Source organism: Streptomyces sp. NPDC093984 (assembly GCF_044764595.1).
Taxonomy (GTDB): domain Bacteria; phylum Actinomycetota; class Actinomycetes; order Streptomycetales; family Streptomycetaceae; genus Streptomyces; species Streptomyces cynarae.
The window spans coordinates 1-25,766 of sequence record NZ_JBIWIM010000033.1 but is presented as its reverse complement, the minus strand read 5'-3'; the positions used below and the strand labels follow the sequence as shown (position 1 = coordinate 25,766).

The 25,766-nt window shown below is 67.0% G+C and carries 15 protein-coding genes and 1 pseudogene; 8 read left to right on the top strand and 8 right to left on the bottom strand.

Translation table 11 applies throughout. The features are described 5' to 3' along the window. Positions 1-91: 91 nt before the first annotated feature. Positions 92-784 carry a TetR/AcrR family transcriptional regulator gene (locus ACIRC0_RS38790; protein WP_403626558.1) on the bottom strand — a complete coding sequence of 231 codons (693 nt, stop codon included), beginning with the start codon at positions 782-784 and terminating at the stop codon, positions 92-94. Positions 785-885: 101 nt separating this feature from the next. Here ACIRC0_RS38790 and ACIRC0_RS38785 point away from each other — a divergent pair, with 101 nt between their 5' ends. Together ACIRC0_RS38785 and ACIRC0_RS38780 are read left to right on the top strand one after the other, a co-directional pair. Continuing rightward, on the top strand, positions 886-1,560 hold the full coding sequence (locus tag ACIRC0_RS38785; protein ID WP_403626555.1) for an SDR family NAD(P)-dependent oxidoreductase: 675 nt from the start codon (positions 886-888) through the stop codon (positions 1,558-1,560). 100 nt (positions 1,561-1,660) lie between these two features. Then, positions 1,661-2,032 carry a DoxX family protein gene (locus tag ACIRC0_RS38780; RefSeq protein ID WP_403626552.1) on the top strand — a complete coding sequence of 124 codons (372 nt, stop codon included), beginning with the start codon at positions 1,661-1,663 and terminating at the stop codon, positions 2,030-2,032. Positions 2,033-2,733: 701 nt separating this feature from the next. Here the strand turns inward: ACIRC0_RS38780 and ACIRC0_RS38775 are convergent. Both ACIRC0_RS38775 and ACIRC0_RS38770 read right to left on the bottom strand, forming a co-directional pair. Beyond that, positions 2,734-3,063 (bottom strand): hypothetical protein, encoded by a 330-nt coding sequence (locus tag ACIRC0_RS38775; RefSeq protein WP_403626550.1) that lies wholly within the window; start codon positions 3,061-3,063, stop codon positions 2,734-2,736. Positions 3,064-3,577: 514 nt separating this feature from the next. Beyond that, on the bottom strand, positions 3,578-3,916 hold the full coding sequence (locus ACIRC0_RS38770) for a hypothetical protein (RefSeq protein ID WP_403626547.1): 339 nt from the start codon (positions 3,914-3,916) through the stop codon (positions 3,578-3,580). A 251-nt stretch (positions 3,917-4,167) separates the two neighbouring features. On the opposite strand from ACIRC0_RS38770, the gene ACIRC0_RS38765 reads away from it, so the two are divergent. Beyond that, a complete protein-coding gene (locus tag ACIRC0_RS38765; protein WP_403626561.1) occupies positions 4,168-4,761 on the top strand; it encodes a winged helix-turn-helix domain-containing protein in 594 nt (197 codons plus the stop codon). Between the two features lie 334 nt (positions 4,762-5,095). On the opposite strand, the gene ACIRC0_RS38760 is transcribed toward ACIRC0_RS38765, so the two are convergent. Then, positions 5,096-11,725 carry a polymorphic toxin-type HINT domain-containing protein gene (locus ACIRC0_RS38760; RefSeq protein ID WP_403626544.1) on the bottom strand — a complete coding sequence of 2,210 codons (6,630 nt, stop codon included), beginning with the start codon at positions 11,723-11,725 and terminating at the stop codon, positions 5,096-5,098. A gap of 1,030 nt (positions 11,726-12,755) precedes the next feature. Between ACIRC0_RS38760 and ACIRC0_RS38755 the strand changes: the two genes are divergently transcribed. From ACIRC0_RS38755 to ACIRC0_RS38735, 5 genes are all read left to right on the top strand, one after another. Continuing rightward, a complete protein-coding gene (locus ACIRC0_RS38755; protein ID WP_403626541.1) occupies positions 12,756-17,000 on the top strand; it encodes an FG-GAP-like repeat-containing protein in 4,245 nt (1,414 codons plus the stop codon). Between the two features lie 113 nt (positions 17,001-17,113). After that, positions 17,114-18,823, top strand: a complete 1,710-nt coding sequence (locus tag ACIRC0_RS38750; RefSeq protein WP_403626538.1) for an FG-GAP repeat domain-containing protein — start codon at positions 17,114-17,116, stop codon at positions 18,821-18,823. Positions 18,824-19,338: 515 nt separating this feature from the next. Continuing rightward, on the top strand, positions 19,339-19,629 hold the full coding sequence (locus ACIRC0_RS38745) for a hypothetical protein (RefSeq protein ID WP_403626535.1): 291 nt from the start codon (positions 19,339-19,341) through the stop codon (positions 19,627-19,629). Positions 19,630-20,357: 728 nt separating this feature from the next. Then, entirely contained in the window at positions 20,358-21,140 is a 783-nt protein-coding gene (locus ACIRC0_RS38740) for a tetratricopeptide repeat protein (RefSeq protein ID WP_403626533.1), read from the top strand. Positions 21,141-21,394: 254 nt separating this feature from the next. Further along, the gene (locus tag ACIRC0_RS38735) at positions 21,395-21,685 is read left to right on the top strand and encodes a hypothetical protein (protein ID WP_403626530.1); all 291 of its coding nucleotides are present in this window, start codon (positions 21,395-21,397) and stop codon (positions 21,683-21,685) included. A 1,729-nt stretch (positions 21,686-23,414) separates the two neighbouring features. Here ACIRC0_RS38735 and ACIRC0_RS38730 read toward each other — a convergent pair. The 4 genes and pseudogenes from ACIRC0_RS38730 to ACIRC0_RS38715 form a co-directional block, all read right to left on the bottom strand. Then, on the bottom strand, positions 23,415-23,624 hold the full coding sequence (locus ACIRC0_RS38730; RefSeq protein WP_403626527.1) for a hypothetical protein: 210 nt from the start codon (positions 23,622-23,624) through the stop codon (positions 23,415-23,417). Positions 23,625-23,629: 5 nt separating this feature from the next. Next, positions 23,630-23,977 (bottom strand): hypothetical protein, encoded by a 348-nt coding sequence (locus tag ACIRC0_RS38725; protein WP_403626524.1) that lies wholly within the window; start codon positions 23,975-23,977, stop codon positions 23,630-23,632. A gap of 39 nt (positions 23,978-24,016) precedes the next feature. After that, positions 24,017-24,376: pseudogene (locus ACIRC0_RS38720) on the bottom strand (recombinase family protein); the annotation flags it as partial. Positions 24,377-24,944: 568 nt separating this feature from the next. Beyond that, complete coding sequence (locus tag ACIRC0_RS38715; protein WP_403626521.1) at positions 24,945-25,367, bottom strand: hypothetical protein; 423 nt, start codon at positions 25,365-25,367, stop codon at positions 24,945-24,947. Positions 25,368-25,766: the final 399 nt, after the last annotated feature.

The window sequence follows — 25,766 nt, the reverse complement described above, 5'->3', positions numbered from 1 at the left end:
CAACGTCGCCCGAACACGGTTCACTTCATGTGCATCCACATACTCACCGTGCCCCAGAACAAGGTCGACACACAGACCTAACGGAGTCCTACTAGGCGGTGCCCGGCCCGGTTTGTGAGAGGCGGACCATGGCGCGGTAGAGGGCGGTGGGCCTCGGGGCTTCGGGCAGCGGGGGGATTGGTGCGCCGGGCGCGGCGTAAGAGCGGATCATGTGGCCGACGAGGCGGCGCCAGGTGTCGGGGGCGGCGTCGCCCGTGGCGGTGACGACTCCGGCGTTGGCGATGAGCAGGATGACGACGTCCTGGTGAGTGAAGTCCTCGCGCAGGTGCCCGGTGTCCTTGGCGCGGGCGATGAGTTCGAGCAGCCGGTTGTACGCCTCTGCGCGGCGGGCTTCCAGCGCCTTGGCGGCGGGGAAGGTCATGGTCAGGACATCGGCGAAGCCTCGGTCGGCGGCTTGCATGGCACAGACGGCGTGGAGGTAGCCGGTGAAGCCGTGCCAGGGGTCGGGGTCGGCGAGCGCCGCGGCAACGGCGTCGACGTAGGCGTCCATACGGTCGGCGAAGACCGCGTTGACGAGTTCCTCCCGGGTGGCGAAGCGCCGGGAGAGCGTGGCCTTGCCGACGCCGGCCTCACGGGCGACGGAGGCCATGGAAACGCCGAGCCCTTCGGTGGCGAAGAGGTGACGGGCAGCGGCCAGGATGCGGCAGCGGTTGCGTTCGGCGTCGGCACGCAGTCCCGCGCCTGCCTGCGGGCGCGGCGTCCGGTCGGAAAGTGGCGAGGTCATACCCCCACTCTACCCAAGTGGAACGGGCGGCCCGGTTCTGCTGTACGGTGGGCACCAGTGAAAGTGGGACGCCCGGCCCACTTACTTGAAAGGACTTAAACGTGCCCAGCATCGCCATCGTCGGAGCCGGCCCCGGCATGGGCCTCGCCATTGCCCGCACCTTCGGCTCCCGCGGCTACGACGTCGCCCTCATCGCCCGCAACCGCGCCAAGCTCGACGACCTCGTCGCCCAGCTCACCGCCGAGGGCATCACCGCCGCCGCGTTCCCGGCCGACGTGCGCGACCACGGCGCGCTGACCCAGGCCCTCAAGGACGCCGCCAGCCGGTTCGGCGGCATCGACGTCCTGGAACACTCCCCCGCTCCGAGCATCGCCTCCGTGAACCTCACCTCCCCGTCCCAGACCAGCCCCTCCGATGTGCAGGGATGGATCGACTTCCTGCTCTACAGCGCCATCACCGCCACCCAGGCCGTCCTGCCCGCGATGCGTGAGGCCGGCGCGGGCACCCTGCTCTTCACCAACGGCGCCGGCTCGGTCGATCCCATCCCGATGCTCGGAAACGTCAACCCCGCTCAGGCGGCGCTGCGCAACTGGGTGCTCAACCTGCACAAGGAGCTGGCCAGCACCGGTATCCAGGCCGCGCACGTCGCCATCGGCGTGTGGATCGGCGCGGGCGGCCCTCCCGAAATCCCGACCGCCGAGGCCGAGGACATCGCCCCTCTCTACTGGGACCTGCACACCCAGCGCGACGAAGCCGAGCGCGTCTTCACCGCCTGACGCCTCCCGGCTTTCCCTCGTTGAATCCTGATCCGCTCCATCCTCATCCGCCGCGGCAATCCCCACCGCGGCGCGACCGAAGAAGAAGGTCTCTGCTCCGATGAACGTGCTCCTGTGGATCCTGCAGGGCGTCCTCGCCGCGCTGTTCGTGGCCGCCGGCGTCACCAAGTCCACCCAGCCCCGCGAAAAGCTCATATCCCAGCTGCCGTGGGTCAGTGACGTCTCGACACCCGTGGTGCGTCTGATCGGCGTCGCCGAACTCGCGGGCGGCCTCGGGCTGAGCCTGCCGGGCGCTTTCGACATCGCCACGGTGCTCACCCCGCTGGCCGCCACCGGCCTGGCTGTGATCATGGTCCTGGCCATGGGCCTCCACGCCCGCCGCAAGGAGCCGCAGGCCATCGGGTTCAACGCGATCCTGCTCATCGTCGCCGCGGTCATCATGTGGGGCCGGTTCGGGCCCTACTCCTTCTGACCACCCGGCCCCCTGCCCCTGAACAGCGGCCCGGTCCGCGACCACGCCGGCCGGGCCACTCCATCTCAACCCCTGTCCGCCTACCGGAGACGACCGTCGAACTGGGCATCATCTCCCTGTCCGACCTGCAGACCGACCCGGCCACAGAAAAACCGCACGACCCGGGGCGCCGCGAGTTTCCGTCCCGGCCCGATCCGCTCGCCCTCAGTTCAGGTACTGCGCCAGCCGGGTCGCCGTCACCACGGCTTGCTGAGCCGTCCGGACCGGGACCACAGCCGCCAGTCCGGGGTACCGGTCGTGTAGGGAACCCCGCCCGGGTGCGTGTGCCGCGCGGGCGACTGCGTCCCGCTCACCAGCCGTGGTCGCGCTCATGGGCGGGCCCCTGGTCAGGTATGCACGCGCCGCTCGGTTTGCGGACGGACAGGCCGGGTGGAAGGCATGGGGCTGTGACGTGGACGCTGCCGGAACCGATGCTCGCCACCCCGGTGTCTGACCCGGCTCTGCCGCCCGGGTGGGCGGGAGAACCCAAGTTATGGACAGGGTTTGTGTCTGTCCGTTGTCTGCGGCGAACCGGCCTCGCGCTACATCACAGTGCAGACGGGCGAGGCGGTCGCTGGCGAGCTCAGTACGGGTAGACGTCGACGGCGAGCGCGGCTGCTCCGGCGAGCAGGGAGTATGCGACCGTGCGGCGAGCGGGTTCGTTAAGGGTGCCCAGGCCGAGGGTGAGGGTCGCGGTGGCCAGGGCGAAGACGGCCGTGGTCGAGCAGGCACTGGCGCCAGGCCCGGAGGGCGCGGACGGGACCGGTGGCGGGGTTGGAGCCGTACGGCACCCCGAGCGGGCCGGTGTGGTTGACCTTCGGGCGCCAGATCTCGACGGCCAGGCCCTCCTCAACCTCTTCGATGTCGGCCCAGTCCAGCAGCCGCAGTTCGGAGCGGCGGGCGGCCAGGGCGAAGCCGAGCAGCAGGGCGGCGACGTCCCGGCGGCCGATCGCAGTGGCGGTGTCGGTGGCGGCGACCATCTTGCGGAGCACGGGCGGGGTGGCGGCGGCCGCCCGGCGGGACCGGCGGTGCGGGTCCTTGCTCTTCTTGCGCTCGGTCTCGTGGCCCTTGAGGACGCGGCGTGCGCGACGGCGATGGAGGCCAGCGCCCGGTCCATGGTGGCCGGGCTCTTGTCCTCGCGCTTCAGGTGGGTCATGTACTCGGTGAGGGTGTCGCCGGTCGCGGGCAGGGCCTGGCGGCCTTCTCTCGCGCACCAGGCGGTGAACCGGGCCCAGTCGCCGGCGTATCCGCGGCGGGTCTCGGCGGGGATGCCCTCCTCGACCGCGGCGCGGGCCTCCGGGGACAGCCCGCCCGTCCGGCTCGCCGGGACGACGGCGGAGCCGGCGGTCTCCACGGTGGTCTCGGCGTCGGTCTGGACGGTGGTGGGCACGGTTTCCACGGGCGGCACTCGCGCGGTTCTGACTCCGGGTAAGGCAACTATCCGGGAGCCAGAGGGCGGCGGCCCGGACATGCATGAGACCGCACCCAACGGGGGGAGCGTGCGGGTCACTGCTGCGGTGACTCCGGCGGGCTCGCCTGTGCCGACTCCGGCGGGCTCGCCTGCGGCATCTGCGCCGCGATGATGGCGCGCGCGGTCTCGCCGTCCTGGCGGATCTGCTCCCGCTGAGTTTCTGCCCGCTGGGTCACCAGGTTGTTCACCGATTGCAGGCCGTACTTGATGCCGGCTGCAATGGCGGTCGGTGTCACGATGGCCGCGGCGATGTCCTCGACCACGTGCTCATCCGCAGTAGTGATTTCGGAGAAGGTGCGAGGGCCGGGGCCCGCCTCTTTGACGGGTGGCTGGTTCTGTCCGGGACTGTCACCATGGGAATTTTTGGTGGTCATGCTCGGTAAGGGTATCTGTGAAGCTCACCGCCGACAGGCTCTAGGCGCTCGCCGACCTCGGACTCGACTGGGCGGGTTACTGAGGTTGAACTCGTGGTGTCGTAGCGGATGACGGGTCGTCGCCCGTGCGGTCTCACCGGGGCATGCGGTATCCACAAGGGGGCGGGCTGACCGTCGAACGGCAGTAGCTTCGCGAGGAGTTACGGCTCAAGGCCGCAGAGAGGTTCGCCCGGGGCGAGGCGAGCTCGGCGATCGCCAAAGACTTGCGGGTCAGCGTCCGCTCGGTGCAGCGATGGCGGCGAGCGTGGGAGGAGGGCGGTCCGCTGGTTCTGCGGTCGCAAGGGCCGGCGTCGCTCCCGCGGCTGAGCGAGAAGCAGTTCGCGCAGCTGGAGGCGGAGCTGGCCAAGGGACCGGCCGCGCACGGCTGGGAAGACCAACGCTGGACCCTGGGCCGTGTCAAGACGGTGATCGGACGGCGCTTCCACCTGACCTACACGATCCAGGGCGTTCGGAAACTGCTGGTGCGTAATGGTTGGTCCTGCCAGGTCCCGGCCCGGCGCGCGATGGAGCGGGACGACGAGGCGGTGGCTGGGTGGATCAAGGAGGGTGCCGACGGACACCGCAGAAGCCCCGCCGGAACGAAATCCAACGGAGCTTCTTGCGAATCCGGAAGGGATCGATTTCTCCGCTACGCAAGTGAGAAGCGTCACAGAGCGACGGAACAATATCGTGACGCCCGGCCTACAAGACCACCCCTTCCCGGGCTAGAGCACGTGGATCACCACGACTCATCGCCCGTGAGAACGATCACTACATCATCCGGTTCATCGGTGCCGTCTCCATAGACTTCGACACGGTTCTCTACATTCGGAACAGGAATCAGCAACCTCACCGATTCATTTGGATCCGAAATTTCAAGGGACGCCTTAGGAAGGGTGAGGTTCCCTGAGTACACAAGAACTTTCCCACTCGGTTGGTAAGGGCCCTGCACGCATTGGACTGACACCGGGCCACTGGCGGCTTGCTGGACCGAGATAAACAAGGAGTCCACACCACCGTGAACTATTTCAGCCCCAGAGTCCCAGCCTGCGTGCGTGTCGACGCTCCCGGGTGCAGCAGCAACAACCAGACCGTGCGCGAATCTCGTCGTACACGCGGCGAAGAGCATCATTGGATCCCCTACTCACTCGGTTTCCACACCGGGAAGTCATAGTACTCCTTGAGCAGCGTTCGCACGATGCCACCCTGCTGCTTAGAACACGCCTTGCAGTGCGGATACAGAGTCCATGGGCCATTGGGAGCGAGTTTATTTGGTGGGTTGTGATCACCCGTCCAGTGCCCATCCTTGTAACCAGATACTGTGGCGCCACAGGCAGCACAGCCATTCCGATCACCGAATTCGTTGATCATCCTCTGTTCGTGCGCAAGAACGGTATCTCCGCGCTCAGCAGTAACTCCCTCCGCTGTCTGCGCCCTCAGGCTGGGCCCGAGAGTCAAATTGCAGAGATCTCCTTCATTTACATTATGAACAAGGACCGGAGTGGAGCCCGCCAGCACATAGTACGTGTGGAGTTCGTTGACCGTGAGGTTGTACGTCGGGAGGTGGGTGGTGTAGTTGCGGACCCTGGCAACGGTTACGGTGCCGCCGTGCACGTTCCGTAGCTGGTCCCCGGTGTGTAGGTCACCGGCGTTGACCCAGCGGTGCCGTGTGATGTCCCAGTATGGGTGGTGCTGAGTCGAGGTGATCTTGCTGTCGCCGTGGGCCGTGTGGACGGTCAGGTCAGTGAAGTCGGTGTCGCCCTTAGTGATGATGGTGGCGGTGACCTTCTCCGGCTTCGTCTTCCCGGTGAGCGGGTCAGTGGCGACAACGGTTTGACCAGTAGTGACCTCGCTGATCGCCCTCTCGGTGCCATCGGCCATCTCAACGGCGGTCGTGGCCGTGAAGGAATTACATCCACGGGAACCGCTCAACAGCTTTCCGAGGGAGCTGGCCAGGGTTCCGTCGTCGAAGCGGGAGATCAGGAATTGCCCGGCCCCCTCGGCAAGTCCGCCGGTAGCGCCGCCGACGATAGCGCCGCCTACGATGGCGCTGGCGGTTCCGGCTGCCGAGTGGTCGCCGTGCGGGTTCACTGCGTTTTCAATGAAGCTGCCGGCGGCTCCTGCGAAGGCCCCGCATTGGGTGGCGAGGGCTATGCCGACGCCTTCTTCTGCGGTGGCGCCGGAGGCCGCATAGCACAGTCCGCCTGCGATAACCGCTACGGCGCCTCCCGCAATCTGTGCCTTGTGGGCCCAGAGGTAGCCGCCGACCTCTTTGCCGTAGCAGAGGGGGTTCCAGCCGCAGTCGTCGTGACCGCCACCGCCGTTGCCGCCGCCTCCGCCATTTCCGCCGCCTCCGCCACCGCCTCCGCTGGGGTCGCTGCCATCGCTGCCGCCGTTGGTGCCGGACGTGTTGTTGGGTGTGCTACCCGAGCCCGGGTAGTCGTGCAGCGCTGGCGAGTTGGGGTCCGTGTCGGTGGGTGTGCGGTTGAGGCAATACGGGCAGTTGCGCGTCGGGCAGTCCACGTCGGCGCACAGGCCCGATGGGTCGCTATGGGTGACTGGATTGTCGCCGGCGTAGGCGTAGCCGCCGATCTGGTTTGGGTCGTTGGCTTCAAGGTAGGGGTCGGCGCTGATGAAGCGTCCGATGGTGGGGTCGTATTCTCGGGCGCCGAGGTTGGTGAGGTTGGTGGTGGGGTCTTTGGTGCCGCCGACGAAGCCCTTGTTTCCGTACCAGGTGGTGGGTTGGGTGCCGCGGGGGTTTCCGTAGGCGTCGAAGGAGCGGAAGGTGGGAGTCTGGGCGGTGTTGTTGAGGGCGAGGGAGCTGGTGCCCTGGTAGTTGCTGGTCTGGAAGCTGTAGCTGGTGCCTGAGCCGTAGCGGACGCAGGTGGTTCCGCCGGGGAGGGGGATGTAGCGGGTGCCGTTGACGCTGCTGGTGCTGGGGTCGTAGGTGACGTCCTGGTGCGGCAGGTAGAGGGTCTTCTTGCCGGTGGGGTCGGTTTGGATGAGCAGATTGCCGTCGGCGTCGTACTGGTACTGGCTCGGGTTGGTTTGTCCGGTGGACTTGAGGGAGGTGAGTTTGCCGTTGTTGTCCCAGGTGAAAGTGTCGGTACCGGACGTGGTGATGGTGCGGGTCTGGGTGTTGCCGTCCGCGTCGTAGCTGTAGGCGGCGCCGGTCTGGGTACCGTCGGGCAGGGTGGTTGTGGTGCTGGTCAGCGTGTCGGGCTGCTTGGTGCGGTCGGCGGACTGCCCGTAGTTGTAGTTGGTGGTCGTGTCGCCGGCTGCGCCGCCGACGGCGTGTTGGACTTGAGTCTTGCGGTTGCCGTCGTCGGTGAAGGTCCAGTTGGTCCAGTACGGGTTCGGGCCGCCGACGTTGGGGGTGGAACCGCTGGTTGTGGGCGGGGCGGCGCACTGGTCGGTGGCGGTCCAGGCTTGCGCGAGCCGGTCGAGGCCGTCGTATTGGTAGCACTGGGTGTCGACGGTGGTCCCGTTGTTCTGGCTGTCGACGGATCTGGTGATGTTGCCGGTCAGGTCGTAGGTGTACTTGGTGTCGTCGACGGTGGCCGGGGCGGTGTAGCGCTGGGTGTTGACCTCGGTGACGTTGCCGGTGTGGTCGTCGTAGCTGTAGCCGAGGATGGCCGAGGTGGCTCGCAGGCCGAGGGTCGTGCTGAGGACGCGGGAGTAGGCGTCGTAGCTGGTGGAGGCGGTGTAGGTGTTCAGCCCGCCAACGGAGTTGGGCAGGTCGTAGACGTTGTAGCCGGTGTTGACGGTCTCCGCGGGCAGGCTGCCGGCCGCCGGATAGTTGATGGTGGCGGGAAGTTCGGTGTTGGAGGAGTAGGTGTAGGTGTAGGTGTAGGTTCCCGCGAGCCCGGTGACGCTGGTCGGAATGGTGATCTTGGTGCCGGTGGGCTTGCCTGTTTTCGTGAAGCCGGTGGTTGCGGTGGTGCTGATCAGGTTGCCGCTGTTGTCGTAGCTGCTGGCGGAGGTCTTCCGGCCGATGCTGTTGGGGACCGAGGGGTCGTCGTAGGTCCAGGACGCGGAGAGCGGGGCGCTGGTGCTGGTGCCGTTGTAGACGGCGGTCGGGCGGCCGAGAGCGTCGTAGGTGTAGGAGAGGGTGGCGTTCTTGGCGTCCGTGGTGGACTGCAGGTGCCCGTTGGCGTCGTAGGTGTAGTGGGTGGTGCCGGTGTCGGGGTCGTCCTGCCGGGTCTTCTGCCCCAGCAGGTTGTAGCTGAAGGTGCGCTGCGCTCCGCTGGGGGAGGTGAGTGCCGAGATCTGGCCGTGGCTGCCGGAGGCGTCGTAGCTGGTGAGGGATTTGACGAAGGTGCCGCCGGTGACTTGGTCGCCGTTCACGGTGGGCGCCGTGGTGTAGTTGTCGACCTCGGTGGTGCGTCCGCGTGCGTCGGTGACCGTGGTGTTGATCTTTCCGCCGGTCGGGGGGATGACGGTGGTGCGGTCGCCGCCGTAGATCGTCTGGGTTTGGCTGACGGTGTTGTTCAGGTGTTTGGAGACGTCCAGTGTGGGGCGGCCGTCGCCGTCGAAGGTGATGACGTCTTGGCTGGGCACCAGGTTGTCGGTGGTGGCCGTGTACAGGGTGGTGCTGGGGGTGTTGTTGCCGTCCCAGTAGGCGTGGTTGACCTTGGTGAGCCAGCCGTGGCTGTCGTAGAAGTTGTCTGTGAGCAGCCGGCCGCCCTTGGGCGTGGGTGTCTGGGTCTGTCGTTCGCGCAGCAGGGCGTCGTACAGGTCGATGGAGGCGCTGTAGGTGCCGTTGTCCAGCAGCGTGTTGGTGGTCACGGTGGTGGGGGCCGCGGCGGAGACGTTGTAGGTGTAGGTGTAGCTGGCGGTTTGGGAGGACTTGGAGCGGTTGGGCAGCCAGACGGCGGTTATCCGGCCGAGGGCGTCGTAGGTGGTGTCGGTCTCGGCGCCGTTGGGGTCGATCACCGCGGTGGGCAGGGCGCGTGTCGGGTCGAGGGTCGTGGTGGTGGCGTGGCCGAGCTGGTCGGTGGCAGTCACCTTGGTGGTCAGGCCGGCCGTGGTGGTGTAGTCGGTGTGGGCTTTGTTTCCGAGGCCGTCCCAGGCGTCGGTGACGCGGCCGTAGCTGTCGAAGGCGGAGGCGGCGGCGATCTGGTAGGTGAAGGCGCCGTTGCTGTAGTCGCTGGCCTTCTCCACGATGGAGGGCTTGCCGACGGTCGGCGGGGTGCTCTGGGGGAACGGCGGGACGGTGACGGGCCAACTGGTGGGGTTGGTGTCGTAGAAGGTGCGGACGTCGGAGATGACGTCGGTGGGCCGGTTGACCGAGGTGGGGTAGCCCAGGCCGTCGGTGGACTGGCTGTTGCCCGTGGCGCAGGCTCCCTGGTCGGTTTCGTTCTCGGCGACCAGGCCGCGGATGTTGGCCGTGGTGTTGGCCGGTGCGTACGTCAGGGAGGTGCAGGTCTCCTGGGCGGGCTTGGAGATGTCGCCGTGGTCGTCGGTGTACAGCAGGAGGCCGGTGGTGGGGTCGTAGCCTTGGTCGACTTCTGTTGACCGCCAGGTCTTCGGGCTGATGGAGGTGATCGCGGTGGTGGTGTAGGTGTTGGTGGGGCGGACGATGTTGGAGGTCAGGTCGGGCATGCCGCTGCGGGTGCGGGTGGCGGTCGGGGCGCTGACCCAGTAGTCGTTGACGGTGGCGCTCACCACGGCGCCGCTCAGGCCGTTGTAGGTGATCTCCTCGCGGGGTCGGCCGGCGAGTTGGTCTTTGTCGGGTGTGGAGGTCTGGGCGCCGGGGACGGTGACGTCAGAGGAAAGCGTCACGCTGACGCTGCGGGTGTTGCCGCCGGGCAGGGTGTCGCCGTCCATGCCCTGGAAGAACCGGGTGTTGGTGCGGGTCTGCCCGTCGGTGGTCGACCCGGTCATGGTCTGCACTTCTGGGTAGCCGCGCCACTGGCCCCAGGTGCGGTACTTGGCCTTGACGACCTCGTTGTCGTCGTGGTGCCACGCTGGATTGCCCAGGTATTTGTAGGAGGTGACCGTGCCTGGGGACCCGCCGGTGCTGTCGTTGTCGGTGACCGATGCGACGACGAACTTGTTGAACCAGTCCAGCGTTGGGGTGGACTGGCCGGGCAGCGCCCAGTACACCGGATAGCACAAGCCGGTGTTGGTGGACGGGTCGGATGCCGGCGTGCAGGACGGCGAGGAGTAGGCGACGGAGATCTGGTCACCGGTCTCGGTGGTGATTCCGGAGATCCGGTAGTGGACCATGTCCGGGTAGCCGTCACCGGTGTTGACGCGGTTGATCAGCTTCTCGCCCGTGAAGGTGAGCGCGGGCAGCTGGATGGAGCCGCCCTCGTTGCCGGTGTGTGTGATCGAGTTAAGCCAGAGCGCGGGGGTGGTGCCGTCCCCGGGGCTGGGGAAGGACTGGCTGAGTGTGTAGGTGTCGACCGGCGAGTAGGCGGAGCTCTGATAGATCTCCGTGGTGATCTTGGTCAGGCGCTCTTCCGTCCAGAACGACGGGCCGTGAATGCTGCACGAGGCGCCCTGAGCGCAGTTGAGGTCGTAGGGGGTGTCTGGCCAGTTGGCGGTGTTGGAGGAGATCGGATCGCAACTGGTCGCCACGCACCGGTCACCAGGCGTGAACTGGATGCGTTGCGGCGCGCTCGCGCTGTAGGCGTGCCCGTCGGTGAAGCCGTAGTCGACGTGGTCGAGGTAGCCACCGCGGGTGTATGCGACGCCGGTGGTGCCGTTGTTGGCGCCGTAGTAGTTGGTCTCCGTCTTGTAGTAGTAGGCCTCGGCGTTGCCGTTGGCGGCCTTGACGTAGTCGAGGTTCCAGGTCCACGCCTGCAGGCAGGAGGCCTGCGAGAAGGTGGCGTTGTAGCACGGGTCACCGCTGTGGGCGCCGTAGACGGGGACGGTCCAGGCCGAGTTCGTGGTGGTGTTGCCCGTCGCCCAGCCCGGGAGGCGGTTGAGGCCGAAGAAGTACTGCGTGCCGTCGGTGGTGGTGATCTTCCAGTAGTCGCCGTCGTAGGTGCCGTTGTTGCCGCCGGTGAGGAGCTCGACCTTCTCGTTCTCGTCGTTGGACAGCCGCCACCCGGTCGATGTGGAGGCGTCGCGGACGATGTCGGCCGATTGGGAGCCGAAGGTGACGTGCAGGACCTGGCCCAGCCAGCACTCGTCCTGCACCTTGGGTGCGGTTCCGGCCGGGTCGTCGGCGCAGGGGACGTAGGCGCGCGTGACCGAGCCTGGGGACATGCTCCAGCCGTCCCCGATCCAGGAGGCCTGGTTACCGGTGGCGGCGGTCTCGCCATCGACCGACTGGGAGTCGTAGTTGAGTGACAGCTTCGGAACCAGGCCGCCCGCCGAGGGAGGGGCCGGGATCGGGTAGGAGTAGGTGAAGTCGCCGCTGGAACCGCCGGCCGTCCAGGAGCCGGAAGGATGCAGGGGGGTGGCCGAGTAGTCGCCGGTACCGCCGGAGGTGCTGGAGGTCGCGGCGAGAACCATCGTGCCTTGAGTCGTCGAGGCGGCCAAGGGACTGGCGGTTGTCGTGCTGGGGGCAGATGCCGGCCCGCGGGAGGCCAGGTGGACGGTGCTGGTGACGGTGTTCGACCGCGGGTTGTTGGCGCCCTGCAGCGGCCTTTGCACGCGGCACGCTGCCCGGGAGGGTGTGGTCAGCGCGCACGCAGGCAATTGGACCAGCCGCAGGCGTGAGGACCAGTCCCCGCCATAAGCGTTCTTGAACTTGGCGTAGTTGAGAGACAGCGAGACCATGCCATTGCCCGTGACGGCACGTGGCGTGACAGTCATGAGCACGCCGTCGACGCCCGTCCGTGCTGCCGCAGCGTGGTCTAGAACATGGACGGCGACCTGTCCCGTCGTCTTCGACGCGCGGCTCATCCTTCTCTTCGAGGACGCGGACGCCGGCACGGTGGGAGCTACCGTGACCGGCAGGCTTCCCGCGCGCACAGCCGTTGGTGTGGACGCCGCATACGAGGTCTTGCCTCCTGGGGCGCCCAGCGTGGCAACGCCCGTTCCGGCCACGGGCCACACGGTAGAGGTCGGCCGCCACCGGTTTTTTGACGTCTGATCATGCAGGGCTATGACATGCCTGGGCACGCGGTGGACGGGAACCGAGGCCACCGCGGAGGTATGCGGGGCAGGTGGCGCCCCCGTCGTCGCGGCCTGAGCAGGTGCAGCGACGGCCGACGCGATCACGGCGAGCCCGGCAGCCTGTGCAGTCAGCCGCCGAATTGGTGGCAGGTACTTGCGTATCCGGCGACCCACGGGCCCGCGACCACTCCAGACACCCACTGCCCCACCCCACCCCTTCGAAGATCACAGAAGTCCGGCAGAACATAGAGGGCTCACCATGACCACACCAAGCATCCTTACTTTTTATTTACACATTGCACGCCAAAAAAGGTCTCTAACGCTTCAAATTCACGCCAAAACGTTCGCACTATGTTCACCAGCGCCATGAAAAGGCCAATAAGCCGTCAAGATCCAACCATGCGATGGCTGGCAAACCGTCACTTACCGTCAAATGGCGGGCGCTTCCGACTCTCCTCGATGGTGGAGGAACCGTTTCATCACCCTTACCGTGCACACACGCATGCATCTGAGATGGGGGGACAGGCGTCCGCACCAACTTGGCGCGTCCGAGTGCTTGCCTGCCAACCGATCGGAAGCCAGCGCGCACTGGCTTGGCTGCGCCAAGGGCCCAACTGGCTGTCTAGGGAAGGGCGCGGTATCACGATGCGGATACTCGCGGCAGACCTCCACGGTCCGTCAGGCGGCTACGTGCGGCCGTACTCCTCCTGACGTCGAATGGAGAGTCGTGACCGCACCACCTCAACCGACGGGCCATCGGCTTCGAGACGCCATCGCTCTGGTTGCCCTTACAGCCTTGGCAGCCGTCGGCCTGGCAGCGCCCGCCCACGCCGCCACCACTGCGCCACCCGTTCATCCCGACCAGCCGTCCTCGGCCGCATCCCCGAACTCTCATCCTGCGGCGCGTACCAGTGGCACGTCGTCGACATCGTCGACCATCACGGCAGAGCGCCGAGCGAAGGCGACCGGCAAACCGGTCGTCATAACGGCACTCACCACAGCAACCCAGCAAATCGCTGCGAATCCCAAGGGCGGCCTCATTCTCACCGAGAGCGCAGCGCCCGTAAGGGTGTACCGGCAGGGACGCTGGATCCCCATCGACACGACGCTTCATGCCAACGCGAACGGAACCTACAGCCCGGCTGCGGTCGCGACCGACCTCTACCTGTCGGGCGGAGGACACACCCCACTCGCCACCATCGTCAGCGACGGACACACATTCTCCGTCTCCTGGCCCACCGCGCTGCCGAAGCCGTCACCGAGCGGGGACACCCTGACCTACGCGAACGTCATGGCGGGTGTCGACCTCAAGGTGACAGCCGACCAGCAAGGCGGCTTCCGCGAGGTCCTCGTCGTCAAGACCGCCCAGGCTGCCGCCAACCCTTCCTTGTCCAAGCTCAACCTCGCCACCAGCGCCCCCGGGCTTTCCCTGAGCGCTGACAAGGCCGGCAACCTGACCGCCCGCGACAATCACGGGCAGCCGGTGTTCTTCGCCCCCACCCCAATCATGTGGGACTCCTCCACCACACAGGGCACTCCTGCGCCGGCAGAACCGCGTACGAAGTCTCTTGCCGGGTCCTCTCCTGTGGCGGTTGGCGCGGGAGCGCATCGCGCTCGCATCGCCGCCCGGGTGGTGGGAAGGCACTCCATCGCCCTGACGCCCGACCGGGCCATGCTCACCAGCAAGTCCACCCACTATCCCCTGTACATAGACCCGAACTGGGATACGTGGACCGGTACGAAGCCCGGATACTTCGAGGCCCAGCAGGGCTGCCCTTCCTCAGCGAACTCATACAACAACACCACCTACGAACCCACCGGTGACGGTGTCGGCTACAACGGGTGGAGCGGCTGCATCGGCATCGAAGAGACCTACCTCCAATTCACCCTCTCGAGCACGATCTACAACACCGACATATCCTCCGCCACCCTCAAAGCCACAGAATCCGCAACCTCATCCAGCTCACTCAGCGCCAATGTGAGCGCACACCTGGCGAGCTCAACGATCGGCAGCGGATCCGACTGGAACAACAAGCCCAGCTTCGGCTCCGCCTTGGACACCCACTCAGTGGGCCCGGTCACCAGCAGCAGCAACCCCAGTGTCGGATTCAATGTGAAGTCCGCCGTCACCGGCGCCAAGCGCGGCGGTACGCTCACATTCGCGCTCACCGGAGACGAAAGCACCAGCGGGAGCAACTACTTCAAGCGGTTCTTCGTCAGCGGCACCTACGCACCCACCCTGGTCGTGCTGTTCAACGCGGCTCCCCAGGTGGCGAGCGCCTACACCGACCCCGGTACCACATGCTCGGCCGCGGCGCCCTTCTCCACCATCGGCCACACCGCCATCACGCTGAAGGCCAAGCTCACCGACTCCGATCCCGGGCAGACACTCACCGCACATTTCACCTACTCCCACTACAACGGGTCCCAGATCGCCGCCGCCACACCCACGCAAACGACCACCAGCGGCGGAGTACTGTCCTGGAACATTGGCAGCCAACTCACGTCGGGTCAGTACACGTGGAGCGTCTACGCCAACGACGGAATCGACAATTCCGCGACAACCACCTGCCATTTCACCGTGGACGTCACCGCCCCCAACCAACCCGTACTCTCTTCATCGGTTTTTCCGACCACGGACCGGCAACCAACCACCAACAACCCGGCACGAACTGCGGGGGGCACCGGAGACTTCACCTTTGACCCCAACGGCAGCACCGACGTCGCCAAGTACGCCTACTCCTGGGGATTCGAGCCGCCTACTGTCAATCCGCCCTTGACGGTCCCGGCCGCTGGCGGCAGCACGCCGACACAAGTCACGCTTACTCCACCGTCCACCGGCTTGAACGTCCTCTACGTTCGCTCGATCGACTCGGCCGGAAACATCTCCGGCACCGCCGCAGAACTGGACGTGTGGACCCAATACGGTACGCCGACAGTATCGGTAGACGGTGACTTCAACGGCGACGGTGTGCCGGACATCGTGAGTGTTGGCACCTCAAGCAATCCCGGGCTGTGGCTATACGAAGGAAACGCCGACTCCAATAACAACCCGAACGGCACCCTTGCCGCGCCCATGCAAATCGGGGAAAAGGGAACCGTGAACGGCAGCGGCCAGCCTTCCGACTGGAATGGCGTTTTGATCACTCATGGTGTATTCAACACCAAGGATGGAACCCAAGATCTGTTGGTGCGAACTTCCAACGGTGCGGTAACCGTCTATCCAGGCACAGGTGACAGCGGTGACAACTCCACTCTCCCGCCTGCTAATCAGGATTTGCCGCCGCTGAACGTCAACATCGTCAGCTCCGACGGAACATCCACTCCGCAGCAAGACTGGTTTCAAGATCAGCAACTCGTCGCGGCCGGAGCACTCAGCCTCGACTCCAACGGAAACTACCTCGGAGCCTTGCTGAACCCGAACAGCTATGGCATCAGTCCGGACCTTTGGGCGATCCAAGGCGACGCCCTTGGCTACTATCCATCGACCACTGCCGAAGCTACATACAATCCATTCACAGTCATTTCGCCGAGCGGCTGGGAAAATAAGACGATCATCGACGCCGGAGTTGTAAACGGTCTTCCTGCATTGTGGTCCCGCGACAACAGCACTGGCGAACTTGACCTGTGGACCACTAACGACCCCAACATCCCGGCCGGCTCCCCTCAGAGCAGCAAAGCAACATTTTCCACCAGCGGCTTCTCCACCAGCGACTACAGCATGCTGGCGAGCGCAGGAGACAACGGCCCCGGTGGCTGCCCCGAACTGTGGGGAGTTGCCGCCAGCACTGGTGAGATGACGTTCATTCCCTGCAGCTCGATGACAGCGCTTGCCGCCACGTCCGACGCAAAAGCGAAGGCTTCCGGGATCCAGGCCCTGGACGCAACAACCACCACCGCGTTCAACCACGGCAATGTGATTGCACAGCTGGCCGGAGACTTCCACCAGCACGGCAGAAGCGACGTCGCCCACCTCTACGACTACGGCAGTGGGCACCTCGCCCTCGAGGTCGAGCCTTCCGACGCCAACGGCGACGGCGGGTTCGGGCAGTCCTACCTCGCATGGGACGGGCCTTCGGCTGGCGCCAACACCAGTCACATCTACGCAGCAACCGGTGACTTCAACGGCGACAAAAAAACAGACATCGCACTCTTCTACAACTACACCGACAACAACGGCGGTCACGTCAAGATCCAGACCCTCACCGCCGACGCCTCCGGGGACGGCAGGTTCGCACCCCCGGCCACTGTCTGGGACAGCACCAATTTCGGCCCCGGCACCCAGATGATGACGGCCGGCGACTTCAACGGCGACGGCAAAACCGACATCGCACTCTTCTACCACTACTCGGATTACAGCGGCCACGTCGCGGTACTGACGCTGAAGGCAGATTCCAACGGCGACGGCGGGTTCGCCCCCAGCCCGACCACGGTCTGGGACAACACCAATTTCGGCCCCGGCACCCAAATGATGACGGCCGGCGACTTCAACGGCGACGGCAAAACCGACATCGCACTCTTCTACGAATACGCAGACATCAACGGCCACGTAGCGCTCTTCACCATGACCGCCGACAGCAACGGTGACGGCGGCCTCGGTTCACCCACGTCCATCTGGTCAAGCACGAACTGGGGACCCAACACCAAGTGGATGACGGCCGGCGACTTCAACGGCGACGGCAAAACCGACATCGCACTCTTCTACAACTACACCGCCAACAATAGTTACGACGTCGCCATCTTCACGCTCAACGGGCAAGCAGGGGCCGCTCCCAGCAACGTCTGGTCCAATACCGACTGGGGACCCAACAGCCAATACCTAGTCGCGGGCGACTTCAACGCAGACGGCAAAGCCGACCTGGGCTTCTACTACGATTACGCCGCTCAAGCCCCGGCTCTGTTCACGCTGACGGCCGACGCCAGCGGCGACGGCGGCTTCGCCTCCCCCGTACTCCGCTCCACAGGCCTGTAACCGCTACGCCCGGTGTTGGGGCCGACCAGGCAGGTCATCGCCCCGGCCCCACACCGGGCGCCTTCTCAACGCCAGCATCACCCGCTCTTCCCAGAGATTTCAGGAGAAGCTTCGTGTCTAGCCAGCGACGCATGCGCGCCGCCCTCGTCAGTGCCATAGCGATCGCCGCCGGTCTCACCACCGGACCCGCCGTCGCAGACGCCGGTCCCTCACTGGCCATCAGCCCCCCGCGGAGCATCGACATCGCCGGCGCTGCGGGCGACCTCGCGGTGACGGTCAACGACCCGCCTGCCACCGACACCTTCATCCGGCTCTACTTCCCCAGCGGCACAACCGGGCTGGCCGTCACCGACCCGAACGGCACCGTGCTGCCGACCACCCCCGTGCCCGGCAGCACTACCGCCACGTACGTGGACGTGGACCGGGCCGACAGCGACCACAACGGTGTCCCTGGCGCCCCGCTCCAAGCAGGCGACATCACCCTGCACGTCTCCGCCGCCTACCCCGCCGGCGTGGTGTTCGTGCAGGGCGAACTGATCGACGGCGCCAGCGGTCACACTCTCTATGTGACCGGCTCCTCCACGATCGTGGCCAACAAACCCGATCTGCGGGGCGCCACCGAAGTGGGCTCCAACCCCTACCCGCTCATGCAAGGCGCACCGGCCGACTACCCACTCGACGTCAAGCTGCCCATGCTCGCACCGCCCGCCGAGACGCGCACCACGCTGACCTTCTCAGCCGCCCAGCTCGCCGCCGGTGGATACACCGCCGCCCAGGTCGCCGCCAACCTCCACGCCACCTGCTCCGCCGACGGCAATCCCGCCACCGCGTGCACGTGGACGCAGAACGCCGACGGCTCACTGACACTGTCCTACCCCCAGGCAGCCACCGTCTTCCCGACCAGCGGCACCGCCCACGTCCCACTCGACCTCACCCTCAACCCCTACTACTGGCTGCACGCCGGCACTCTCGCCGGAACACTGACGATGCGCAACGCCGACGGAGCCGTGCTCGCCACCGCACCCCAGTCCTTCCAGATCAGCGGCGGCTGGCCGCCGGACAGCCTGGTGTGGGACCTGCTCGGCCGGGACAGCAGCGGCACCCTGTGGCGCTACCACGGCACCGGCCAGCCCTCCTCGCTCTTCGGCGGGAGGGACAAGATCGGCACCGGCTGGGGCCAGTACAACGCCATCACCAGCCTCGCCGGGCAGCGCGGCGACGGCACCGGCGTCCTCGTCGCCCGCGACACCTCCGGGGTGCTTTGGCTCTACCCGGGCTCAGGCAACGAGGCCTCCCCGCTCAAGCCCCGCGTGCGGCTCGGCTCGGGCTGGAACACCTACACCATGCTCGTCGGCGCCGACGACGTCACCGGAGACGGCCACCCCGACCTCCTGGCCCGCGACAGCTCCGGCGTCCTGTGGCTCTACCAGGGAACCGGCAACGCCGCTCCCGCGTTCAAGCCGCGCGTCCGCATCGGCTCGGGCTGGAACACCTACACCATGCTCGTCGGGGTAGGCGACGTCACCGGAGACGGCCACCCCGACCTGCTGGCGCGCGACTCCTCCGGCGTCCTGTGGCTCTACACCGGCACCGGGAACACCAGCCCGCTGTACAACCAACGCATCCGGCTCGGCTCCGGCTGGAACACCTACACCGCGCTGGTCGGAGTCCGCGACCTCACCGACGACGGCCACCCCGATCTCCTCGCCCGCGACCACAACGGCGTGCTCTGGCTCTACACCGGGACCGGAGGATCCAGTCCCCTCTTCGCGCCGCGCACCCACACAGGCTCGGGCTGGAACGAATACAACTCCCTCTCGTAGTCCTGTTCCACGTCCCCGCCTTGCGCTGGCGCACAGGCCGAGGCGGGGACGCGGCCAACCACCAACTGCACGGCGGGCGAAACAACGGCGATCGACTACGTTCGACTCCCGGCGCCTCGCCGGACATCACCCCAGACGCTATTCGACGGCCCTGCCACCCACCACCGGCAGGCGGGCGGGTACTGCCACACGTAGTTGTCCGCCCGAGGACGTGGCCCGCACCATCCGCTTGCGGGCGGCCGGGCCTTCATGACCGTTTCCCTGGGCTAGAGATGACTGGCACGCTTCGCCGCTCAATGTCTAGTCATCAGGTGAGTACAACGTCAGCGTTTGAATCCTGCATCGACAGCGGCGCTGCCCTGCGGCTGCATGAAAGGTGGCCACTGGGCGTAGGCCCGGCCTGCATCCACTGGCTGGCGCCTGGCGGCAGCGGGCCGCCTGCAGCGTACTTGACGTGCAGGGAGATCGCAGCGTCTGATTCCTCAGCTCATCACATCGAACCAGGAGTGAAATCTATGCACGGCTCTCTGGCGGCCAACCTCGCGGCTCAAGCACAGGACTCTCCACCTGCGGGTGGTCTCGCCGCAATGGGTGCGTTCATCGTTCTCGTGGGCTGCTGCTTCCTCGTCATGGCCCGGCGGTGGAAGAGGATGGAGGACGAGCCTCGCGTCGGCCGCCTGTTCGCCGGACCGCGCCTCGCGGCAGCCCGCACTGCCTATCTTGTCGTGGGCTGGAGCGTCCTGGCGTTCGGGGCGTTCGTGTTGTTGGTCGCTGTCGGGGTGGCCGCCGCTGGCAAGACCGGGTGACACCAGCGAGGGACCGTAGGCCATCGGTGCCGATGCTGGGCAGCCTCACCCGCACCGGCCCACAATAGGCCTCGCCGCCCGGCGCACCGTTCAGACCGTCGACCGGCGTGCCGTGCATGATGAACACGTCCGGACTACGTCGTCTTGAGGACGGGGTGGCGAAAGCCGAGGTCTCACGCCACGCACGCGCAGGAACCGACGCTGCGAGGCGCGATGGCCCAGAAGTCCATAGCTGGCCCTGACCCGGGTTTCCCCTCTATCTGGCACGGAACTCGATGCGGGCGCTTGTGAACGTGGACGGGGCCGGGGTTGCCCGCGGCCCCGTGCCGGGTGCCACCTTGGTCAGAACGTGGTCACCACGACGTTGTGGTGCCGGTGGCTCACAGGGCGCCGCCCTTGCCGGTGCCGCCGGTGCTCTTGTGCCGAACCGACGAAATGCGGCTCGTTAGGTGACGGAATGCTGGTTGCGTCAGAGGGCCGGGCGGTCGGCTCGCGTTGTGGGTGAGCACGCTACTTGGCCACGATGTCGTGCGGTTGGCCACTCCAGCCCTCGGGTGTGGTTCACCGTCTTGCTTGACGCTGGTGCCGTGCGGGTTCGGCCCACCCGACAGTGACGCGGAGCCAGCTACCGCCTACGAAGCCAACCCGTTCTCGGACGCGTGTGCGCGGCTTCGTATGCTCCGGGCATGAAGCTCTTCCGGTCGCGTGGCCGAAATGACGACAGGCCGATGACGAGACCGACCTTGGATCAGGCTCTGGCCCTGTATGAGGCCGGGCGCTATGCGGAGGCGGAAGCTGTGGCCGGCGCCGTCGCCTCGGCCCGGTCCTTCCCGCGCGAGGACGCACCGCAGGCTCTGAGCATTGCCGCGATGGCGATGGGCGCCCAGGGCCGCTACGGCGAGGCGCTCGCCACGTACGACGAACTGCTGCCGGTCTTCGGAAGGCTCTTCGGCGCCAAAGAATGGCGGACCCTGAAACTGCGCTTGGACCGCGCCCAGACGCTGACCGCGCTCGGCCGGCACGCCGAATGCGAAGCGGAGTGCGTGGCCCTCGCCTCTGTCGCGACTCGCGGCAGAGTGCTGCAGATGCGGATACTAGCGGCGGCCGCCCGGAACGGACTGATCTACGCTCTCAACGGGCAGGGCCGCCACCAGGAGGCCGAGGCGCTCGCCCGCGAGGCCCTTGCCGCCCATCGCCTACCGGGCCGGTTCGCCTTGGTCCTGCGGCTTGGCCTGGCCCGCAGTCTCAATGGCCAGGGCCGCCATGAGGAGGCTCTCGCCGAGGCGGAGCACGCCGACGAGCTGCGCCGCAGCCTGCCCGAGCAGGAGTGCCGCCCGGAGACTGGCGCCGTCGAGCTGGCTCTGGCCACCGCCCTGCTGGGACTGGGCCGCAGTACCGAGGCTCGCACCCTGGCCGCGACCGCCCACTACGCCTGTCTGGCTGCCTTCGGCCCGGGCCATCGCCGCACCGCCGAGGCCCTGGCGCTGTTCGACCACATCGACGGCTCGTAACCCGGGCGCAACATCATCTACCTGACCACAGATCGTCGAGTCCCCTCACCTGCGCACTCAACGACCCGGACTGACGACGGCGACGGACGGAAGTCCATCGGGAACCCGCATATCCCAGCACGGGAACTAGCCACAACGCGAACCACGATTGCGCAGTTCAGCGAGTTCTGCCGGTTCCCCACATTCGGTCACGGCCGACCGTCGGCTCGGACACCAGAGGGCCGACCGGCGCGAACGAAGTCGCCGTACTCGTCTTGGACAACGTTCTCGTTGACCCACCGGCCCCGCACGGCTCCAGTGCGCTGTTCGGCAACGACCAACGCGGCCAGCGGGTCCTCAGCCGCGCCCAGGAGCTGGCCGAACTCGCCGGACTCATCCTCACGATCGAATGGCGGGAACTCACCCAGGTCCAGGAAGCTCTCGCTGCCGACATCTTCGACCGTGTGGAGATAGACCTCAAAGGGTCCCCTCGTCGCACGAACCTCGACATAGCGCACTCCAGGCCGCTCTGCCGAGCCGCACGGCCCAAGGAACTGCTCGACTGAACGGCCCCGCCGCAAGGCCCCAAGAATGAACGACTCCGCCAAGTACCGCACCCGGCCACGATACGGCGCTCACCCCACCCACAGCGCTTGACGATCAATAGGAGCATCAGTGGGCAGAAAGTAGCCAGGCCTCCGCGCCAGCCAACCACCCCACCGCTCCGTCTATGGGATGGAAACCCCCACGTCCGCGGGGGTATTCCGGGCTCGCGCGTCATCGTGCAGGGCGACATGCGGGTCCTCCCCGCCGGCACGGGGGTGTTCCGGCGCACGTCGCCGAGCGCGAGCACTGCAGCGGGTCCTCCCCGCCGACGTGGGGTGCTCCGGCGAACTCGACGGCCAGGTGCTCGACGCGGGCGTCCTCCCCGCCGACGCGGGGGTGTTCCGATAACCTCGTTGGCCGCGTAGTCGAAGCCCATGTCGTCCCCGCCGACGCGGGGATGCTCCGAGGGCGACGTGGGGCACGGTTCGCCGGTCCGTGTGGTCCCCGCCGACGCGGGGTCGTCTCGGACATCGAGGTCCTCCCCCCTCGACGCGGGGGTGTGCCGGCGTGGGCACGGGAGGCGGGGACGGCACCGGCGTCCTCCCCGCCGACGCGGGGGTGTGCCGAGGATCGCCTTGCCCTCGTTGATCAGCCAGCCGTCCTCCCCGCCGACCCGAGGGTGCTCCGTGGTCCCACAGCCAGCGGCTGGCGGGCTGCCGGTCCTCCCGCCGACGTGGGGGTGTTCCGGACATGGACGAGGCCGTCATGGCGCTCGGCGCGTCCTCCCCGCCGACGCGGGGGTGTTCCGCAGACCGGCACCATCGGCCGAACCGGCGACCCGTCCTCCCCGCCGACGGCCGCTTGTGCAGCCCCCATGGGAGACGCCGAACGGCTTCGCGATGAAAGTGACCGTGTTCTCCGGCTGCGCGAGCAGGACGCGGGCATGCCGGGTCTGCTCAACGAGGCAGCAATCGCTGACTCTCCCCCGGTGGTGCGGCACGGACCGGTATTGGCATGATGGGTCCACCGCGCAGTGCGTGCTCACCTCAGGTGACGCGCGACGGCGTATGCGAAAGGGCCCCCCGCCTGCCAGCTATGAGGGCCCCTCGCGGTCATACCGTGTGTCGGCTCCTGGCTACCATTGCCAGGAGCCGGCCGCCCACCAGGGGATAATCCCGGCAAGCTTGAGCGTCCAGTACACGGCCATCACGATCGCCGTATACGTTGCGATCCACCGGCGCACTCGTGGCGACCGGTACCGCAGCTGCGGATGCTGCTGCCGCTTCACCGGGTTCTCCGGTTGGCGGTTCTTCCTACGGCAACGACGACCCACAGGGCCGCCCCTTTCCCCTGTGCCTGGTACGTCCAGGCGTCCGGGGCCCGCATACTTTCGGGCCCGGCCGGAGCCAGAAAACGCGCTCCCCGGAATAGAAGGTGAAAGGGCGTCACTGCCACATATCGAAGCACACTCCGATGGCTCTCGTCGACACGCCACCCAACGCGCTGACCTGCGGAAACAGCCGCACCAAAGCTCAACTAGCCTGAAATAGCCGGGAGTTGAGGGACCGCCGCAAGTTTTCGGGATCTTGTCCCGGGTTCGCCATGGCGATCCCCGAGCGGCCAGACGCAAGGGTGCCAGCTTCGTGACACTGGCCAGGAAGGGCCCGACAACGTTCTGGCTCCCACAGTACGCTCGCACGCTGGCGCCCGCACTCAGCTGCTGTGACTGCGGGCGCCCTTGGACGACTGCTACGGCGTGGTGGTCTCGCCGGGGAGTCGGGCGACGGTCGCGGCGAATGCTCGGTCGTCGGCGGCGATGTGACGCGCGCGTGACCAGAGCCAGCCGAAGTACTGGCGTTGAATCGGCACGGTTAGCTCCAGCAGCAACTCCAGCTTGGCGGCCTCCTCGCGCTCCGAGAGCACCAGCATGCGGGCGTGGCCAGCGTAGGTGAAGGGCATCTCCATCAGGTGCGCACGGGCCAGCTGCCGGCGTACGTCGCGACGTTGTCGATCAGCCACCGGGTGGCATCGTCTATCTGCTGCCACCAGCGTTCCCGCTCGCCAGCGAGCCGTTCCCGCAGGACGGGCGTCCAGGCAGGATCGTCGGCTGGTGGGAGCTGGATGTTCTGCAGATGCACGCACGCGGAGATGATCTGCAGCATGTGCGCGCCGAAGGCGTCGCGGGCGGCGTGGACCTCGACCAGCCGTTTCCTGCGAGCTTCCAGTCGGGGGGCGACGATCAGGCCGGTCGCAGTGGTCGTCACCACGGCCGTGACGGCGGCCACGACGATGGTCCACACGGAGTCAGGCATGGGAGACATACTCGTGTACTGCGGGGCTGACTTGGGCGCTCAAGGCGCCAGCCCCTCGACCTCGCCCTGCGCTGTCCAGGTCTTTAAGCTGGCGGGCGCGGGCTCGGCCTGCTTGCTCGGGCCCTTCCGGAGTGAGTTCCTTCTGGTGGGCCGCCAGCCGTAGGGCGGGGCACCGTAGGCGTAGCCGCCTTGGGCGGCCTTCTCGCGTCGTCCGTGGCGGAGTCGGGCGGCGATCACCGACCGTTCCGCGAAAAGGCCCATCATTTGGCGCATGGCGGTCCGCATCGGATCGTCGGGGTCATCCGGGTAGACCTCCCCGGTGTCCGCGGTGAAGGCTCGTCCCCCATGCTTCCAGATCTGCGCCAGGATGGCCTCCTGGGCAACGAGAGTGCGGGCGAACCTGTCGAGAGTCGGGCGATGATGCCGTCTGCGGTGCCGTCCTCGACCTCGGTCAGTGCATCGGCCAGGCCGGGGCGGTCAGCACTCTCCAGCGTCCCGGAGCGTCCTTCGTCCCGGTAGATAGTGCGGCCGAGTGGGTGGCCGGCCTCGCGGCACACGCCCCGGGCCGCGCGGAGGCGGACGGGATCGCCGCCCGCGCCCGGGCCTGACGAAGGCGTAATCGGTACACGCCCTTCTCCTGGGCGTCGAGCCCGTACCCGTCGAGTTGGCGCTCTGCACTGACGCGGATGTACCCCACAAGCCTCATGAGCACATGATGATGGGCTGTACTGACGATCTGGGCCGTGACCTGTGATGTCACAGAAGGTGGCATAACGGTGACGCCGTCATAACTGTGACGCCGGGGGCGGACCCGCCCGCTACCCCGGCTGACTCCCTGGGCACTCGTGATGCCGGGGCTGGCTCGTCAGCTGATGCCGAGGTGCTCAATGCCGTGGTCCAGTCGGCCACAATGGCGCTGGGCGGCGGTGAGGGGGATCTGGCCGGAGCGGGCCGGGACGCCCGTCGGTCATGAGCGATCCGCTCGGGCTGGGGGCCGGGCGCGGCGGCTGTCGGGGCTCCGGCCGATCTGGCGGGCTACGGCGTCGATCTCGCGGCGGGTGTAGGCGGTGCGGACCCCGGAGAGGGACATGCCGCTGGCCTCGGCAAGCGACTCGAGCCTGTAGGGACGCTGGCCGTGGAACTCCCTTCCATAGGCCAGGAGTTGGCGAATCTCCGCTTCGGCGGCCTCCTTGCGGGCGCGGGCGTTGCGCAGGGCGAGCAGGAGGGGGTCTTCCTCCAGGCCGTCGCACTGGGCCTGAAGGTCGGCCGCATCCTCCGTACGGGCATGTTCCGCCTGTTCACGGACGTCGTCGAAGCACTCCTCGGGCGTGACGTCGCCGGGCTGCGGCAGCGGGGTGCGGATGGCTGCGATGTCACCGATCAAATCCATGATTGCGATCCTCGCAAATAATTGCGCTGACCGCAATAGTGGCCTGCTAGTCAGCCCCGGACTTTCGAGGCGGCATGGGACCTTCCAACCAAGCACGCGCCATGGCCCAGCAGCGCAGGGAAGGGGGCGGGGTGACAGCGATACCGCCGTCACCCCGCCCCTGACGCCGTTCAGCGCTCAGCACCCACCGCGGCGCTCAGCGGCAATCGGCCGTTCCTCTTCGTCAGTCAGCGGTGGCGGTATCCGCCCCAGGAGACCGAATCGACGAACTGGTGGTGGGTGTTGCGCAGGGTGGCCGTGTCTGAGCTTGATCTTTAACCTCCGGCGTCGAATGGTGCGTCGAACTTGATCACTCGGTCCGGTAACTGCCGTACGCAGAAGCGGCCTTCGTCTGAACAT